The organism is Undibacterium paludis (genome assembly GCF_022568815.1).
Classification (GTDB): domain Bacteria; phylum Pseudomonadota; class Gammaproteobacteria; order Burkholderiales; family Burkholderiaceae_D; genus Undibacterium.
In genome coordinates this window covers 1-16,517 of sequence record NZ_JAKZHX010000021.1, presented here as the reverse complement: position 1 = coordinate 16,517, position 16,517 = coordinate 1, and the positions used below count along the sequence as shown (strand labels likewise).

Genomic DNA, 16,517 nt, shown 5'->3' with positions numbered 1-16,517 from the left:
CCGCCAGTAGCGGGTTTTTTATTGCAGCGAAAGAAACAAAAATTACTTGATTTTGGTTTCTTTGTAGATGACGTGCTTGCGTGCTTTAGGATCGAACTTCATGATCTCCATTTTTTCAGGCATAGTGCGCTTGTTTTTGGAGGTTGTGTAGAAGTGACCTGTACCAGCAGTCGATTCCAGCTTGATTTTGTCGCGACCAGATTTAGCCATGATATTTTCCTAACTATAAGTTTAGCTTAAACTTTTTCGCCGCGAGCACGCAGGTCAGCCAAAACGGCATCGATGCCGATTTTGTCGATGACGCGCAGGCCAGCATTGGACAAACGCAGAGAAACCCAACGGTTTTCTGATTCTACGAAAAAGCGACGATTTTGCAGGTTAGGCAAAAAGCGGCGTTTTGTTTTGTTATTAGCGTGGGATACGTTGTTGCCAACCATTGGCCCCTTCCCAGTCACTTGGCAGACACGTGCCATGTTTAACTCCTTAGACGATTCCGAAATTGGAAAAACGCAAGTATAAACAAAATTCCATGAAATATCAACGACTTGCGAAAAACAAGTGTGTCTTATTTAAAAAATTAATTTAACAATTTGGTTTTTACTTCTGAAACGACCTTTTTACCCCGCGAAAAGCCATGGTTGCAGCCCGCCAGTTTTGCAACAGATTTACAGCAAACCGTGCTCTGCAAATGAATACACGTTCGGGTTGGCCACAATGAAGTGATCAAGTATGCGGATATCGATCAGGTCCAGCGCCTGCTTCAGGGTCTTGGTCAGCGCTATGTCAGCAGGGCTTGGTTCGCAGGACCCGGAAGGGTGGTTGTGCGCCAGGATGATGGCGGCGGCATTGTGCTGGAGGGCGGATTTGACGACCTCGCGCGGGTAGACGCTGGCATGGTTGAGCGTGCCGCGGAATAATTCTTCTGCCTTGATCAGGCGGTTTTTGACATCCAGGAAGAGGATTGCAAATGACTCATGCGGCTTGTTGCCTATCATCAGCTGCAGGTATTTTTTGACGGCCTGGGGTGAGGACAGGGCGGTGCTTTCCTGCAGTTCTTCAGAAATGGCGCGCTTGGCCAGTTCCAGTACGGCCTGCAACTGCGCATACTTGGCGCTACCCAGGCCGTGTATGGCGGAAAAATCCTTGATACTGGCGGCAAACAGCGCGGACAGGGAGCCAAATTCGGCAATCATGTCACGCCCCAGGTCAACAGCGCTTTTACCGGTCACGCCGGTGCGTAGGAAGACGGCCAGCAGTTCCGCATCGGACAGGGCGCCTGCGCCATGCCTGATCAGCCTTTCCCTCGGGCGTTGCTCTTCCGGCCATTCGTTGATTGACATCTAAGTTTTCTCCATAAATACGGTCCTTCAGTCTGAATCAGTCAAAGCTGGCTTACAATACGGGCTGACAACCCGGGTTTGCAATCCGGGCATACCAGCCTCATTACCTCTGCTTCTTATCATGTCTGCTAATGTTATCCCAACTGTAACACCTCACGCCTATCTGACACTACACTATCGCCTGGCAACGCTGGCTGGTGAAGATATCCTGTCCACTTTCAATGAACGTCCGGCGACCCTGCAATTGGGGACTGGCCAGCTGGCGCCCGAACTGGAGGCATCCTTGCTGGGTCTGGAAGAGGGGTCACATACGACGCAGGAGCTGCCGCCTGAAAAAGCCTTTGGTCCGCGCAACCCGGAACTGATACAGCGTGTGTCCATGGCAACGCTGAAAGAAAATTCAGCCTTTGGTGAGCAATATGTGATTGGTGACCTGGTTGAGTTTGCAGCGCCGGCTGGCGGCAAGTTCGCCGGTATTTTGCGCTCACTTGATGAGCAAGGTGCTATATTTGATTTTAATCATCCGCTCGCAGGACAAACAGTCTTGTTTGAGACAAAAATTATTGGAATTCTTTAAGTAAAGTTTAAGCAAAGTTTATGACCAAGGAAATTTTATTGGCCCAGCCGCGCGGTTTTTGCGCCGGTGTGGACCGTGCGATAGAGATCGTCGAGCGTGCATTGCAACAATTCGGTGCGCCCATCTATGTCAGGCATGAGATTGTGCATAACGCCTATGTGGTCAGTGACCTCAAGACCAAGGGCGCCATTTTTATTGAAGAGCTTGACGACGTCCCACCTGGCAATACACTGATATTTTCTGCACATGGCGTGTCGCAATCAGTCAGGCAGGAAGCTGAGGCGCGCGGCCTGACGATATTCGACGCGACCTGTCCGCTGGTGACCAAGGTCCATATCGAAGTCGCCAAGATGCGTAAAGAGGGCCGTGAAATCATCATGATAGGCCATCATGGTCACCCGGAAGTGGAGGGGACGATGGGGCAGTCAGAAGGTGGCATGTATCTGGTCGAAACGGTCGACGATGTCGCTAATCTGCAAGTAAAGAATGAAGAAATGCTGGCTTTTGTGTCGCAGACAACTTTGTCTGTTGACGACACGACAGAAATTATAGATGCTCTGAAAAAACGCTTTCCTTTGATCAGTGAACCAAAAAAGGGCGATATTTGCTACGCGACGACAAACCGGCAAGAGGCCGTCAAGTTCATGGCGCCGCAAGTTGACCTGATGCTGGTGGTTGGTAGCCCGAACAGTTCCAATTCGAACCGCCTGCGTGAAGTGGCAGAGAAGAAGGGAGTGAAAGCCTATATGGTAGACAACGCCAGCCAGATCAAGCCAGAGTGGCTCCACGATGCACAGCGCATCGGCGTCACGGCCGGTGCTTCTGCGCCAGAAATTTTGGTGCAGGAAGTCATCAACTGCCTGCGTCAACTGGGTGCCCGCAGCGTCCGTGCGCTCGATGGTGTAGAAGAGGCTGTTACTTTCCCCATGCCCAAAGGCCTGGCGAATAAACCCGCTTGATGTTTATTACAGGGACATAAGACAATAAGAAGAATCAGTATTCAGCCAGAATAAGAAAAGCCCGAGCTGAGCGCAGCGAAAGCGAAACCAACAAGCCGGAATAAGCTTTGAATAAGCGTAGCGAGCGGCGCTAGTTTGGGTTAAGAAGCGCAGTCGTACTTGAGTACGGCGAGCATCGCAGGCCCAAAATCGCGCCGCGCAGTAGCTTAGTCAAAGCTTATTTTGGGGGAAATTTGTTTTTGGTCGGTCTTTTCGATATTTTATTTTGTAAATACGTGTTTAAGATTGCGGCACATCAAAACTTGCTATTTGCCGGGTTGCTAAAAGCGGGTATGCTGATGCGGGGCGGTTGTGGAAAGTACGTAGCTTGCGGTGGCTTTTTTACCACTGGGAAATGGTACAAACTCTGTATAATCCGGCCGGACTTTACTGGGATAACCATTAAGTCAAAATATATTACAAAAACTTTTACCAAAAGTTGTTGAGGAGAGTTCTGACATGTCAATGAATCATATTATTGTTGCTTCTGCTTTGATGACGCGCCTGTTCGGATAACGCGCGTTCGAATTCCGGCGGCACCCAAAACAGGGTGCCGCTTTCCATATCAGGAATGATTTTTGCTGAAACCTGCTTTTGTTACTTGGATCACCCGGTGGCAAGATGGCTAGCAGTCCATCTCCTGTTTTTTTCAGAAATTCGTTTCGTTCATAAAGTGAGAAGCAAAATATGGATACCTTTATCCAACAAATTATCAACGGTCTGGTGCTGGGCAGCATGTACGCCCTGGTCGCACTCGGTTACACCATGGTGTACGGGGTGCTCAATCTGATTAACTTTGCACACGGCGACGTCCTGATGGTCGGTGCAATGGCTGGTCTGAGCATCATCAAGGTTTTGCAGGTTGTTGCACCTGACTTGCCTGGCATCATCAAGCTGATCATCGCCATTCTGGGCGCTATCCCTGTCTGTATCGCCGTCAACGTTTTGATCGAGCGTGTTGCTTACCGCCGATTGCGTAATGCACCGCGACTGGCTCCGCTGATCACAGCGATTGGTGTGTCCATCCTGGTGCAGACTTTTGCCATGATGATCTGGGGTCGCAGCCCGATTTCCTTCCCGTCCGTGATGTCTTTCATCCCTGTGCAGATTGGTGGTGCAGTGATTTCGCAAACCCAGATCGTCCTGCTGGTACTGGCGACGCTGGCGATGGTTGGCCTGGTCCTGCTGGTTGAAAAAACCAAGATGGGTCGTGCCATGCGTGCTACGGCAGAAAACCCCAGGGTTGCCGGTCTGATGGGCGTTGATTCCAACAAGGTGATTGTCGCCACGTTTGCGATTGGCGCCGCACTGGCAGCGATTGCTGGCGTCATGTGGGCAGCCAACTATTCATCGGCGCAGTTTGCCATGGGTTTTGTGCCCGGCCTGAAAGCCTTCTCGGCAGCGGTACTCGGCGGCATCGGTAATATCTACGGTGCGATGGTGGGCGGTATTGTCTTGGGATTGATTGAAAGTCTGGGCGCCGGCTATATCGGTGACCTGACAGGTGGCGTGCTGGGCAGCCACTACCAGGATATCTTTGCCTTCGTTGTTTTGATTATCGTACTGACCTTGCGTCCATCCGGCATTATGGGTGAGCGTGTTGCTGACCGTGCGTAAGGAGAATATCAATGTCTACCATGTTTGATGTAAAAGCCAATCCGACCAAGGCATATGCCAGCTTTGCCGTACTCGGCATCGTGTTGGTCCTGTTCCCCTTCGTGGCCGCCAATTTTGGTAATTCCTGGGTCAGGATTATCGACTTCGCGCTGCTGTATATCATGCTGGCCCTGGGCCTCAATATCGTGGTCGGTTTTGCCGGTCTGCTTGATCTCGGTTATATCGCGTTTTATGCAGTTGGCGCGTATCTGGCGGCGATTTTTGGTTCGCAGCAGTTCGCTGTCATCCTTGAATCTTTCGTCAATAACTATCCAGCCGTAGGCAATTTCCTGATCGCAGTGTGCGGCCCGGAAATCACCAAGAACGGCATCCATCTGTCGGTCTGGGTAATCGTGCCGTTTGCCGCAGCAATTGCCGGTATGTTTGGCGCCTTGCTTGGTGCACCAACGCTGAAATTGCGTGGTGATTACCTGGCGATCGTGACCCTGGGTTTTGGTGAAATTATCCGTATTTTCATGAATAACATGAATGCGCCTATCAATTTCACCAATGGCCCGCAGGGGATCAACATGATTGATCCTATCCGCATCTTTGGTGTCTCACTCAACGGTGAAGAAGGGACGAATGCGACGGTGCATTTCCTCGGCATGAGCATGCCTTCGGTGAATGCCTATTATTTCCTGTTCCTGGCCCTGTGTATCGCCATCGTGATGGTATCGCTGCGTTTGCAGGATTCCCGTCTGGGTCGTGCCTGGGTTGCCATCCGTGAAGATGAAATTGCCGCCAAGGCCATGGGTATCAATACCCGCAATATCAAATTGCTGGCATTCTCCATGGGCGCCTCTTTTGGTGGCGTGTCCGGTGCGATGTTTGCCAGCTTCCAGGGCTTTGTCTCACCAGAATCGTTCTCGCTGATGGAGTCCATCGTGATCCTGGCGATGGTGGTGCTCGGTGGTATCGGTCATATCCCTGGCGTGATCCTTGGCGCAGTCTTGCTGGCAGCCTTGCCAGAAGTGTTGCGTCATGTGGTTGAGCCGGTGCAGAACATGTTGTTTGGCAAGGTCTGGATAGAAGCTGAAGTATTGCGTCAGTTGTTGTACGGTTTCGCCATGGTCGCCATCATGCTCAATCGTCCTGCAGGTTTGTGGCCCGCACCGAAGCATGAAGACCGTATGGCCAAGACTAACGAAGCGGCAGCATAAGGAAGATCAAGATGATTGAACAGACTATCTTAAAAATCGAAGGCGCCAATAAACGTTTTGGCGGCTTGCAGGCGCTGTCGAATGTCGGCATCAACATCAAGAAGGGCCAGATTTATGGCCTGATCGGCCCGAACGGTGCCGGCAAGACCACCTTCTTTAACGTCATTACTGGTCTGTACCAGCCTGACACCGGGACATTTGAACTCGACGGCAAACCTTACTCGCCATCGGCACCGCATGAAGTGGCCAAGGCAGGTATCGCCAGAACCTTCCAGAATATCCGCCTGTTTGGCGAGATGACAGCGCTGGAAAACGTCATGGTCGGCCGCCATATCCGTACCCATCAGGGTGTGTTTGGGGCAGTCTTCAGGCATGGCGCAGCGAAGAAGGAAGAGGCAGATATCCGCCAGCGTGCGCAGGAATTGCTGGACTTTGTTGGCATAGGTAAATTTGCCAGCCGTACTTCCAAGTTCCTGTCCTATGGTGATCAGCGTCGTCTGGAAATCGCCCGTGCACTGGCAACTGATCCCAAACTGCTGGCGCTTGATGAACCTGCCGCCGGTATGAATGCGACAGAAAAACTGGCCCTGCGCGAATTGCTGGTCAAGATCAAGGCAGAAGGCAAGACCATCCTGCTGATTGAGCATGATGTGAAATTGATGATGGGCTTATGTGACAGGATGACAGTTCTGGATTACGGCAAGCCGATTGCAGAAGGTTTGCCCGCAGACATACAGAAAAATCCGGCAGTTATCGAAGCGTATTTGGGAGGAGGTCACTAATGGCTGAGAACGTATTAAAGATAAGCAACCTGAAAGTTGCTTACGGCGGTATCAAGGCCGTTAAGGGGATAGACCTGGAAGTCAACAAGGGGGAGCTGATCACCCTGATCGGCGCCAATGGCGCTGGCAAGACCACCACCCTGAAAGCCATCACGGGCACCCTGCCGGCTTGCAAGGTCGAAGGCGAGATTACTTACCTGGGCAAGTCGATCAGGAACGTTAATTCCTTCGAGATGGTAAAGAACAACCTGGCCATGGTGCCGGAAGGTCGTGGCGTCTTCACCCGCATGACCATCCTGGAAAACCTGATGATGGGGGCCTTTATCCGCAACGATAAAGCCGGTATCAACGCCGACATCGAGAAATGGTTTACCGTTTTCCCGCGTTTGAAAGAACGTGCAGCACAGCTGGCCGGTACCTTGTCCGGTGGTGAACAACAGATGCTGGCCATGGCGCGCGCCCTGATGAGCCATCCCAACCTGTTGCTGCTCGATGAACCATCGATGGGTTTGTCACCTATCATGGTGGAAAAGATTTTTGAAGTCGTGCGTAATGTTTCTGCCCAGGGCATCACCATCCTGCTGGTTGAACAAAACGCCAAGCTGGCCTTGCAGGCTGCTCACCGTGGTTATGTGATGGACTCCGGTTCCATCACCATGAACGGCAATGCCAAGGACATGCTCAACGATCCCAAGGTGCAAGCTGCTTACCTGGGTGAAGGCTGATCCGTTTTACGAAGTAAGGGAAATCCCGGACGGTTTATCTGACCGGGTAATTTTTAGCTGCAAGCAATTGCAGCTATTTTTTTTGCCCGGTAGATTCAGGACTGGCAAGTTCCATGCTGCTGTATGACGATTGGGCCAGACCTCGAAGTCTGGGTGGACACGTTGACATGGGGCGGGACGTGCGCAGTTTTTGATGGCAGGGCCGTACCTCGCGACATTGCGGTAGATGTCATTTACAATGGTGTCTGCCGGGGCGGGTACAACAACCGTCTTTGCCAGAATGTATGATCCAAGCGAGGAGTCAATTGATGTTGACACATCTTCCGGCCTTTTTGAAAGGTATTGGCTTCAGGTGCTTATTGATACCCTGGTATAAACTGATCCTGCTATGCGCGAGCGGCTTGCTGCTTTCCTGCGCGTCAGCCCCCAGGCCCGATTTATCACGTTTGTACCGGCTCAGTGACCAGGCTGCTGATAACACGCCAGTGATACTGATCCCGGGCTTGTTTGGCTCCAAGCTGCGCAATCGCAAGACCGGAAAAGAAGTCTGGCCAGGGTCCACAAGTGATATTGTCTTTGGTGATTACCGCCAGCTGGCACTCAAGTTTGACCCAAATAACTTGCAGGTTTTGCCCGACGACCTGGAAGCTTATGATGTTGCCGATCGTGTACTGGGGCAAGACATCTATGGCCCCATCATCACGACCCTGGAAAAATTTGGCGGCTATGTACGCGCTATCCCTGGCACACCTGTCCGTCAGGGCGAGCGACGCTTTTACCTCTTTCCGTATGATTTCAGGCAAGACAATAGCCAGCATGCACGGGCGCTGGAGGCATTGATTGATCAGGTCAGGCGTGATTATGGCCGACAGGATCTGCGGGTTGATCTGGTGGCCCACAGCATGGGTGGCCTGATCGCGCGTTACTACCTGCGCTACGGCGTAGCCGATGTCCTGAATGGCGAACATGAACAGGTCACCCTGTACGGCACAACGCGAGTACGCAAGCTGGTTTTACTGGGCACGCCAAATCTGGGGTCGGCTTCTTCGTTGCATGCTTTTCTCAGTGGTGAACCAGTCGGCCTGGGCCGCATACCGCCAGAAGTACTGGCCACCATGCCCAGCGGTTATCAGCTGTTCCCGCATCCGCTGGTCAGCTGGCTGATTGACGCCAGCGGCAACATACTACAGGACAATCTGTTTGATGTGGCCACGTGGCAGCGATATCGCTGGAGTCTGTACAATCCGGAAATACAGGCGCGTATGCAGGGCAAGAGCGAGTTGATGGCGGGCATGACTTTGACAGACTTGCAACGTTTTTTTGCATATCGCCTGGAGCGTGCGCGCCGCTTCATGTGGGCGCTATCGACACCTGAACCGGAGACGCCGATAAGGTACGTCCTGTTCGGTGGCGATTGCAGTCTGACCCCCGCCCGCCTGATGCTGGAAAAAGACGGTGACCAGTTGTTGACCAGGCTTGATCCGGCCCACATACGCAATCCGCTGCCCGGGGTGCGCTATGAAGAACTAATGCTGGAGCCCGGTGATGGGCGTGTTACCAAACCGTCATTGCTGGCGCGCGAGACTCTGGACCCTTCAGCTGAGCAAAGCGAAGACAGTTTCATCCCTATTGCTTACTGGTTTTTCTTGTGTGAAAACCATGTGCAACTGACCAATAACATCAATTTCCAGGACAATTTATTGAATGTGCTGCTGACCCGCTCGCTGCCCTGGGAAAATTCAGCAGGACAGACGAAGCCGTGATGGCAGGGGCTGGACGTGGATATATGAATGGATAAAAAAAACCCGGCATGAATGCCGGGCATTTTTCATGCACAAAGTTCAGTGCATGACAGGCCTGAGAACCTTGCTTATTTCTTTGCAGCTTTTGGTGCGGCAGCCTTGGTTGCTGTTGACACCACATTATTCAGATTGGCTTCCAGTGCTTCCACCGCTTGCTTGGTGGTCTTGCTGATGTGGTCGTAGCTGGCGTTGGCATTGTCTATCGATGTTTTGAACAGCGATACAAATTGCTCGGAACCGGCGGGTGCATTTTTGGATACTTCATCAATCAGCGACAGGACCTTGCGATTGGTTTCAGCGATTTGTACTTCGGCAGCATGTGTGAATTCTGCCTGGGTGCTCGAAGCGATATTGGCCAGGTGGCGGCTGTATGCCAGTACTTTTTCAGCAGTAGGTTGTGCCTGGGCTGCTGTCAGGTTGAAGAATTCTTGTGGGTCTTTGGCGGCCAGCAATTGTTTGGTGGCGGCAGAAGACTCCTCCAGGGAAGACTTGGCAGCGTTCAAATTTAATTCTATGAATTTTTCCACGCTTTCAAATGCTTTGCCGGTCAAGTTTGTCAACAGGGCGAGTTGCGCATCGAAATTGGCTTTTGTTGCAGCAGAAATCTGTTCAGTTGCAGTAAACATGGACATCTCCTAATTAGGAAGTGAAATACAAAAAAACTGGCGATTGCTAAGCGGGATTTTGCAGCGCATAAGCTTAACGAATAGTAAATACTATTGTGCGACGCAATAAGTCTCATTGTATTGATTCATCGCATGAAGTCAAGGCAAACTTGTGCGCCGCAATATAATTATTGCGCATTTTCAAATGCTTGTCATAAATATATCGTCAGGGAGTTGGTGCCGCGCGACCCAATTTTCCCCGCGACAATTATGTATGGCAATTATGACCAGAAAATGAAGTACCCCACTATATGTTAGACTTTCGGGCGCAAGGGGTATGTGCGTTTGCCCACACTCAGCATTTTGGTTGTCTTTTTTTATCTCATGAAGTGAGCAGTCAATGGCAATTGAAGCAAAATCAAGAAAAGACTTTCGGCATTTCCATACGATTACCACGCGCTGGATGGACAACGATGCCTATGGCCATGTCAACAATGTCGTTTACTACAGCTGGTTTGATACGGTGGTGAACCAGTTTTTGATCGTCAATGGCGTGCTGGATATAGAAAACAGTCCCGTCATTGGCCTGGTGATAGAAACCCAGTGCAACTACCTGGCTTCCGTGGCTTTTCCTGACCTGATTGAGGCAGGTGTCAGTGTCAGCAAGCTTGGTAACTCCAGCGTGCGTTATGAAGTCGGCATTTTCAAGAATGGTGAAGACAGCGCCGCAGCACAGGGGCATTTTGTCCATGTCTATGTAGACCGCGAGACACGCCGGCCTACCGCCATCCCAGACCCCATGCGCCAGCTTTTGCAAACCATACAGGCATCATACTCATGATCACGACGGCAACCCAACAACTGGTGGACGAGGCCATTACTTCTCGTCGTTCCATCCGCGCCTTTTTACCGACTGCGGTCGCACGTGAAGATATACAGGCCATCCTGGAGGTTGCGGCACGCGCTCCATCGGGCAGCAATACCCAGCCCTGGAAGGTTTATGTGCTGACCGGCGCCCGGCTGCATGCACTGTCCAATGCCATCCTGGCTGCGCACAATAGTGAAGGGCAGGGGGGGCATGAGCAGGAATACAATTATTACCCGGTGAAATGGGTGACACCTTACCTGGAACGCCGCCGCAAGGTCGGCTGGGATTTGTATGCCCTGCTGGGGCTGGGGCGGGAAAACAAGGCGGGCATGCATCTCCAGCATGGCCGCAACTACGCTTTTTTCGATGCACCGGTCGGTTTTATCTTCACCATAGACAGGGTAATGGAGCAGGGCTCATGGCTGGACTATGGCATGTTCCTGCAAAACATCATGGTCGCTGCCCGTGGTCGTGGCCTCGATACTTGCCCGCAAGCGGCATTTACCCAGTATCACAAGGTCATTGCAGAACAATTGCAATTGCCAGCTGATGAAATGCTGGTCTGCGGCATGTCGCTCGGTTATGCCGACCACGCCAGGATAGAAAACACCCTGGTGACAGAGAGAGCGAGTGTTGCAGACTTTGCACGCTTCATCGACTAAGAACCTGTTGACGATCTTACTGCGCTTGCGCAATCGGAAATCAAGCGTGGCTCATGTACCTGAGTACGTTCCGCTTTTGCGCAGGCCTGCACCCCCGCGGACGCACGCTCGCTACAGATCGTCAACAGCTTCCGAAGGAAACTTGCCTGCTCATTTTGGAAATTGAATTGTGAAATTTGTTTAAAAACCAGAATGCTTTTGCAACTTAGTCTAAAGCGGCGAATGAATAAGCGCGCCTAACTCCTTATTTTCCTTGCGGAATTTCCGAATTTTGCTACACTGCACTATCTTTTTGGCATATTTAATCTGGGGTCATTAATGGTGAAATTTGCCCTTCGTGCGGTGGTTTTTTCTGTCATGGCGCTGTTGCCGCTGTCCGGTGCACTCGCTGCTTCACACGCACACAAATCCAAAAAACACGTGGCTCATGGCAAAGCCCATGCCAGTTCAAGCAAAAAAATCGTCATCCATACGGCTTCCGGTACGCTGGTCAAGCGCACCGTCATGGTCCATGGCAAGCGCAAAGTCATTACAGAGCGCGTTGCCCTGGTTCGTGAAGTCCCGGAAAAAGCCAGTGTTGGTGACAGTGTAGGGCTGAAAAACACGCAAGACCCGCTGGAACTGAAGTCAAATGTCGCCTATGTCGTTGATCAGGACAGCTCAAAAGTCTTGTTTGAAAAGAATTCTGACGTATCCTTGCCGATTGCGTCCATCACCAAACTGATGACCAGTCTGATTGTTGTGGAAGCGCACCAGGATATGGATGAGCTGATCGAAGTCACCAATGATGATATCGACAAGGAAAAAGGCACGAGTTCGCGTCTGAAGATAGGGGCAAAACTTTCGCGTTCCGACATGTTGCATATCGCCTTGATGAGTTCTGAAAATCGTGCAGCTTCTGCGCTGGGGCGTAATTACCCGGGTGGTTTGCCTGCTTTTGTCGCAGCGATGAATGCCAAAGCAAAATTGCTGGGCATGTCGGACACGCATTATGTTGATTCCAGCGGCCTGTCGAGCCAAAACCGCGCCAGCGCCCGTGACCTGGTCAAGCTGGTTAATGCCGCCTATCAGCATCCTGTGATCCGGCAGTATTCGACTGACTCCAAATATGTCGTCGCTCCTGGCGGCAAACCTCTGGAATATGGCACGTCCAACAAACTGGTCATCAATCCTGCATGGGAAATCGGTCTGCAAAAAACGGGTTATATTGCCGAGGCCGGGCGTTGCCTGGTCATGCAGGCCATCATCGAGGGCCGTAATATCGTCATGGTTTTTCTTGATTCCAAAGGCAAATATTCACGCCTTGCCGATGCAGACCGCATGAAGAAATGGCTGGAGACGATCAAGCCGCATGTCTGATCCGGTATCAAGGCAAGTGGCAGACGTTACCAACTCTGTCATGTGATAGTAGAAGAGTCCCGCAAATGCCCGCCCTTGAAAAGGCGGGCATTTTTTTGCCTGTCTTTTCATGCAAGGTTCAGCGCAGGGCAACACCAGGCTAAGAGGTGTTGTTTTAGGAACTTACGAAGCTCTTACGTTGGCACACTACAATCCCTGCTTGTCTTGCCCGCAATAAAAGTGACTGATCTGGTGGCCGTGTTGCCGGTAAGAATGTTGATTTGATTTAACCAAGTTTGACATTTTGGTTTTTGTAAAAAGTAAATTCCTGACTTCTTCTCAGGTATCGTTTTGCCTTTTGACTATCTTCTGCAAAAAGAAGTTTTTAAATTGCCATGAGTAGTGAGTGATCAATAAACAATCGAATTGCTTTTTTATGATGTGTTTTGATTATGTGATTGCATTCCGGTAATTTTCTTTGCTCCTTTCACGAAGAACTCCACCCGGTTTCAGACTTGCCTGCCTTTAACAATGACAACACCGACCTACCATTTCATCTCTGGTCTGCCACGATCAGGTTCGACCTTGCTGGCTGCATTGCTGCTGCAAAACCCGCGTTTTCATGCCGGCATGACCAGCCCGGTCGGTACCTTGTATACCAGCATGTTGCATCAGTTTGGCGCAGGTACGGAATTCGGGCCGGTGATTACCAAGGCTGAGCGCAAGCGCCTGGTACGCGGATTGTTTGATTCCTACTATGCCGAGCATGTGGACAAAAGCGTGGTGTTTGATACCAATCGCATGTGGACCGCGCATCTGCCCATGCTGATGGATCAGTTCCCTGGTTCCAAGGTGATCGCCTGTGTGCGCAATGTGGCCTGGATCATGGATAGCATAGAGCGCAAATATGCCGCTGATCCTTACGAAATTACGCGCCTTTTCAACGACGACAATGAGCGCGCCACCGTATATAGCCGGGTAGAAACCCTGGCGCAGCGTAACCGCATGGTTGGTTACCCCTGGGCAGCCTTGAAGAGTGCGTTTTATAGCGAAAACGCAGCTTCCATGCTCCTGGTTGACTATGATCTGCTGGCCCAGGCGCCGCAAAAAGTCATGCCGCTGATTTATGACTTCATCGGTGCGGAACCGTTTGAGCATGACTTCGAGAACATCCAGTATGACGCGCCGGAATTTGATGCACCGCTCGGCATGCGTGGCCTGCACAAGGTCAGGCCGGCAGTCAGCTTCGAGAGTCGTGACACCATCTTGCCGCCAGACCTGTTCCAGCAATTCAGCCAGCTGTCATTCTGGAAAGAAACTGCAGGCAGCCGTGCCAATGTCATCACCGCCAAATTTGTCGCCAACGATATAGAAAATCCAGGGAATTCAGGAAAACAAGCATGAACCATTTTGACCCGCTGCACCCCGCACAAAACGAAACCAGTTCCCCAGATTTGACAATCTCCTCTCCGACATCACCACAAGGCTTGCAAGTGTCGTCGATATCGCAGCCCGTCCCGCTGGCCAACACCAATGCTGCGGTCACGGGGCACGAAGTCGTATTCGTGGATTCCACACTGGCTAACTGGCAAAGCCTGCTGTCAGATATCAAGCCAGGTGCCGAAGTCATCATGCTTGACCCGCTCAAGAATGGTGTTACGCAAATGGCAGATGCCCTGCAGGGCAAGACTGGGATCACAGGTGTGCATATTGTCTCGCATGGCGGTGAAGGTTACCTGGTACTCGGCAACACCATGCTGTCTTCATATAATCTGGCAGATTATCAGGCTAGTATGGCGACCATACACAAGGCCATGGCAGCTGGTGCCGACATCATGCTCTATGGCTGTGATGTCGCCAAAGGTGACACTGGCGCGAGCTTCGTGCAGCAACTGGCCAAAGCTACCGGCGCCGATGTGGCAGCATCGACCAATGACACAGGTGTACATGGCGACTGGGTGCTGGAATACCATAGCGGCAATGTGGAAACGGCGGCGATTGCCAGTCAGCATTACCAATATGATCTGGCGACCATCAAGGTCACCAATCTCAATGACAGCGGAGCAGGTTCATTGCGGGCAGCGGTCGCGGCTTCCATCGGCAATGGTGTGGCTGACACGATAGTGTTTGATCCTGCCCTGTTTGCCAGTGGCGCAGCAACACTGACGCTGACTTCTGGCGCACTCAATGTGGACTCTGCCGATAGCGGTGACGCCCTGACCATTGTTGGTCCCGGAGAGAATCTGCTGACCATCAGTGGCAACAATAGCTCGGCAATTTTTGACTCAGCCAGTCTGGGTACGCCCAATACCTCTCCATTGACTATCTCAGGAATGACGTTGACCAGCGCCAATGGTGCAAATGGTGCGGTTGCAATGCTGTATTCCGGTTCGTTGACGCTGGACCACGTCGCCATCAGAAATAACAGTTCGACGACCAGAGGTGCCGGTGTATTTTTTTACGATTCTTCTGCCTCTGTCACGATCAGCAATACGACCATTGCCAATAACACGGCTACAGCGACCTATTCTTCCGGCAACGGCGGCGGAGCTTATATCAATGCAGCAACGGTCACGATTTCCGGCTCTACGATCAGCGGCAATGCGGCCAGCAATGGCCGCTATGGCGGCGGCATTTCAGTGGTCGCCGGTACCAGTGCGACATTGACAAACCTGACGATCGCCAGTAATTCTGCCGGAAAAACTGGTGATAATTTAGGTGGTGGTGGCGGTATCAGCCTCTCAGGTGCTGGTACAAAAACGCTGACTAATTCCACCATCGTTGGCAATTCTTTTGTTGGTGGAAACGGGGCGGCATTTGGCGGTGGTGGCTTGTACGTAACGCAAAACAGTGGTGCGGTCACGTTGAAAAACACCATCATTGCCAACAATAGCAGTACCAATAATGTTGCTGACGACGATGATGCGTTTGTCGGAACCGGGGTTAGCCTGACTGGTAGCAATAACCTCATTATCAGTACGGTAGGGACCAACGGCAGTGGCAGCAACGCCACTACCGGCACCATCACCAGTCTGGGCACTGCACTGGGTACGCTGGCCAATAATGGCGGTACGGTACAAACCATCGCCATCCTCTCTGGTAGCAATGCCATCAATGCGGGTACATCGACGGGTGCACCAACAACGGATGCCCGTGGCTTCGGTCGCGGCGGCACGACTGACATAGGTGCTTTTGAATCCAGTGACAATGGCAGTTTTGACTTCAGTGGCATCGTCTCACCTGCTAATGGCGTGACTGATGTGCCGGTCAATTACGATCTGGTCATCGAATTCGGTGAGGCGGTGACGGCTGTTGCTGCAAAAAATATTGTCATCTACCGTCAGTCCGATAACGCGATACTGGAAACCATCGCTGCAACCGATAGCAGCAAGGTGACTTTTAGCAGTGGTGCTGGTGGTGCCAACAGCAAAGTCACGATCAATCCCAATGCCAATTTTGCCGGTACCACGGCGTATTATGTCCTGATTGACAGTGGCGCCTTTAAAGATGGTGCTAACAAAACCTTCAACGGTATTTCATCAAACTCGACCTGGACATTCACCTCGGCAGTGCCGCCGGCGGCAGTCACCAGCGCCACTTATGACGCCAGTACCGGCACCCTGACCATTACCGGCACAGACATCATCAACGGCGGTACTGTTGACGTGACCAAGCTGTCATTGACCGGTCAGGCAGGCTCCTATACCTTGACCAGCACGCCGGGTGTGACAGCCAGCAGTACGACAACGATCAGTTTCGTACTCAATGCGACTGACCAGCTCAACATCAATGGCATACTGAACAAGAACGGTACTTCTGCCGTCGACACAACAACTTTTAACCTGGCAGCTGCTGCCAACTGGATGACAGCCACACCTGCCGACCTGACCGGCAACGCCGTCACGGTTAGCAACGTCGCCGCCCCAACGATCACCTCAGCCACCTTTGACGGCGCCACCAATGTGCTGGTCGTGACAGGAACAGGTCTCGTTAAAACCATA

The 16,517-nt window shown here is 51.7% G+C and carries 16 protein-coding genes; 12 read left to right on the top strand and 4 right to left on the bottom strand.

The window, feature by feature from the left end; genetic code table 11:
* Window positions 1–42: 42 nt before the first annotated feature.
* The 3 genes from rpmG to radC form a co-directional block, all read right to left on the bottom strand.
* Complete coding sequence (gene rpmG, locus LZ463_RS26630) at window positions 43–210, bottom strand: 50S ribosomal protein L33 (protein ID WP_110257750.1); 168 nt, start codon at window positions 208–210, stop codon at window positions 43–45.
* 26 nt (window positions 211–236) lie between these two features.
* Complete coding sequence (gene rpmB, locus LZ463_RS26625; protein ID WP_162040513.1) at window positions 237–473, bottom strand: 50S ribosomal protein L28; 237 nt, start codon at window positions 471–473, stop codon at window positions 237–239.
* Window positions 474–665: 192 nt separating this feature from the next.
* Complete coding sequence (radC, locus tag LZ463_RS26620) at window positions 666–1,340, bottom strand: RadC family protein (protein ID WP_241459353.1); 675 nt, start codon at window positions 1,338–1,340, stop codon at window positions 666–668.
* A gap of 121 nt (window positions 1,341–1,461) precedes the next feature.
* Here radC and LZ463_RS26615 point away from each other — a divergent pair, with 121 nt between their 5' ends.
* From LZ463_RS26615 to LZ463_RS26585, 7 genes are all read left to right on the top strand, one after another.
* On the top strand, window positions 1,462–1,917 hold the full coding sequence (locus tag LZ463_RS26615) for an FKBP-type peptidyl-prolyl cis-trans isomerase (protein WP_241459352.1): 456 nt from the start codon (window positions 1,462–1,464) through the stop codon (window positions 1,915–1,917).
* 20 nt (window positions 1,918–1,937) lie between these two features.
* Window positions 1,938–2,876, top strand: a complete 939-nt coding sequence (ispH, locus tag LZ463_RS26610; protein ID WP_241459351.1) for a 4-hydroxy-3-methylbut-2-enyl diphosphate reductase — start codon at window positions 1,938–1,940, stop codon at window positions 2,874–2,876.
* 726 nt (window positions 2,877–3,602) lie between these two features.
* The gene (locus LZ463_RS26605; RefSeq protein ID WP_241459350.1) at window positions 3,603–4,532 is read left to right on the top strand and encodes a branched-chain amino acid ABC transporter permease; all 930 of its coding nucleotides are present in this window, start codon (window positions 3,603–3,605) and stop codon (window positions 4,530–4,532) included.
* An 11-nt stretch (window positions 4,533–4,543) separates the two neighbouring features.
* On the top strand, window positions 4,544–5,734 hold the full coding sequence (locus tag LZ463_RS26600) for an ABC transporter permease subunit (RefSeq protein ID WP_241459349.1): 1,191 nt from the start codon (window positions 4,544–4,546) through the stop codon (window positions 5,732–5,734).
* Between the two features lie 11 nt (window positions 5,735–5,745).
* Window positions 5,746–6,516 carry an ABC transporter ATP-binding protein gene (locus tag LZ463_RS26595; RefSeq protein ID WP_241459348.1) on the top strand — a complete coding sequence of 257 codons (771 nt, stop codon included), beginning with the start codon at window positions 5,746–5,748 and terminating at the stop codon, window positions 6,514–6,516.
* The gene (locus tag LZ463_RS26590) at window positions 6,516–7,241 is read left to right on the top strand and encodes an ABC transporter ATP-binding protein (RefSeq protein ID WP_241459347.1); all 726 of its coding nucleotides are present in this window, start codon (window positions 6,516–6,518) and stop codon (window positions 7,239–7,241) included. Before LZ463_RS26595 ends, LZ463_RS26590 begins: the two co-directional genes overlap by 1 nt.
* A gap of 308 nt (window positions 7,242–7,549) precedes the next feature.
* Window positions 7,550–9,004 (top strand): alpha/beta hydrolase, encoded by a 1,455-nt coding sequence (locus tag LZ463_RS26585; protein ID WP_241459346.1) that lies wholly within the window; start codon window positions 7,550–7,552, stop codon window positions 9,002–9,004.
* Between the two features lie 107 nt (window positions 9,005–9,111).
* On the opposite strand, the gene LZ463_RS26580 is transcribed toward LZ463_RS26585, so the two are convergent.
* Entirely contained in the window at window positions 9,112–9,669 is a 558-nt protein-coding gene (locus LZ463_RS26580) for a phasin family protein (protein ID WP_241459345.1), read from the bottom strand.
* 379 nt (window positions 9,670–10,048) lie between these two features.
* Here LZ463_RS26580 and LZ463_RS26575 point away from each other — a divergent pair, with 379 nt between their 5' ends.
* The 5 genes from LZ463_RS26575 to LZ463_RS26555 form a co-directional block, all read left to right on the top strand.
* Window positions 10,049–10,489 carry an acyl-CoA thioesterase gene (locus tag LZ463_RS26575; protein WP_241459344.1) on the top strand — a complete coding sequence of 147 codons (441 nt, stop codon included), beginning with the start codon at window positions 10,049–10,051 and terminating at the stop codon, window positions 10,487–10,489.
* Window positions 10,486–11,178 carry a nitroreductase gene (locus tag LZ463_RS26570; protein ID WP_241459343.1) on the top strand — a complete coding sequence of 231 codons (693 nt, stop codon included), beginning with the start codon at window positions 10,486–10,488 and terminating at the stop codon, window positions 11,176–11,178. Before LZ463_RS26575 ends, LZ463_RS26570 begins: the two co-directional genes overlap by 4 nt.
* A gap of 318 nt (window positions 11,179–11,496) precedes the next feature.
* Entirely contained in the window at window positions 11,497–12,537 is a 1,041-nt protein-coding gene (pbpG, locus tag LZ463_RS26565) for a D-alanyl-D-alanine endopeptidase (RefSeq protein WP_241459342.1), read from the top strand.
* Window positions 12,538–13,047: 510 nt separating this feature from the next.
* Window positions 13,048–13,920: a sulfotransferase gene (locus LZ463_RS26560; RefSeq protein WP_241459341.1), complete on the top strand. Its 873-nt coding sequence runs from the start codon at window positions 13,048–13,050 to the stop codon at window positions 13,918–13,920.
* The coding region (locus LZ463_RS26555) for a DUF4347 domain-containing protein (protein ID WP_241459340.1) at window positions 13,917–16,517 on the top strand (2,601 nt) is incomplete at its 3' end. The genes LZ463_RS26560 and LZ463_RS26555, both read left to right, overlap by 4 nt.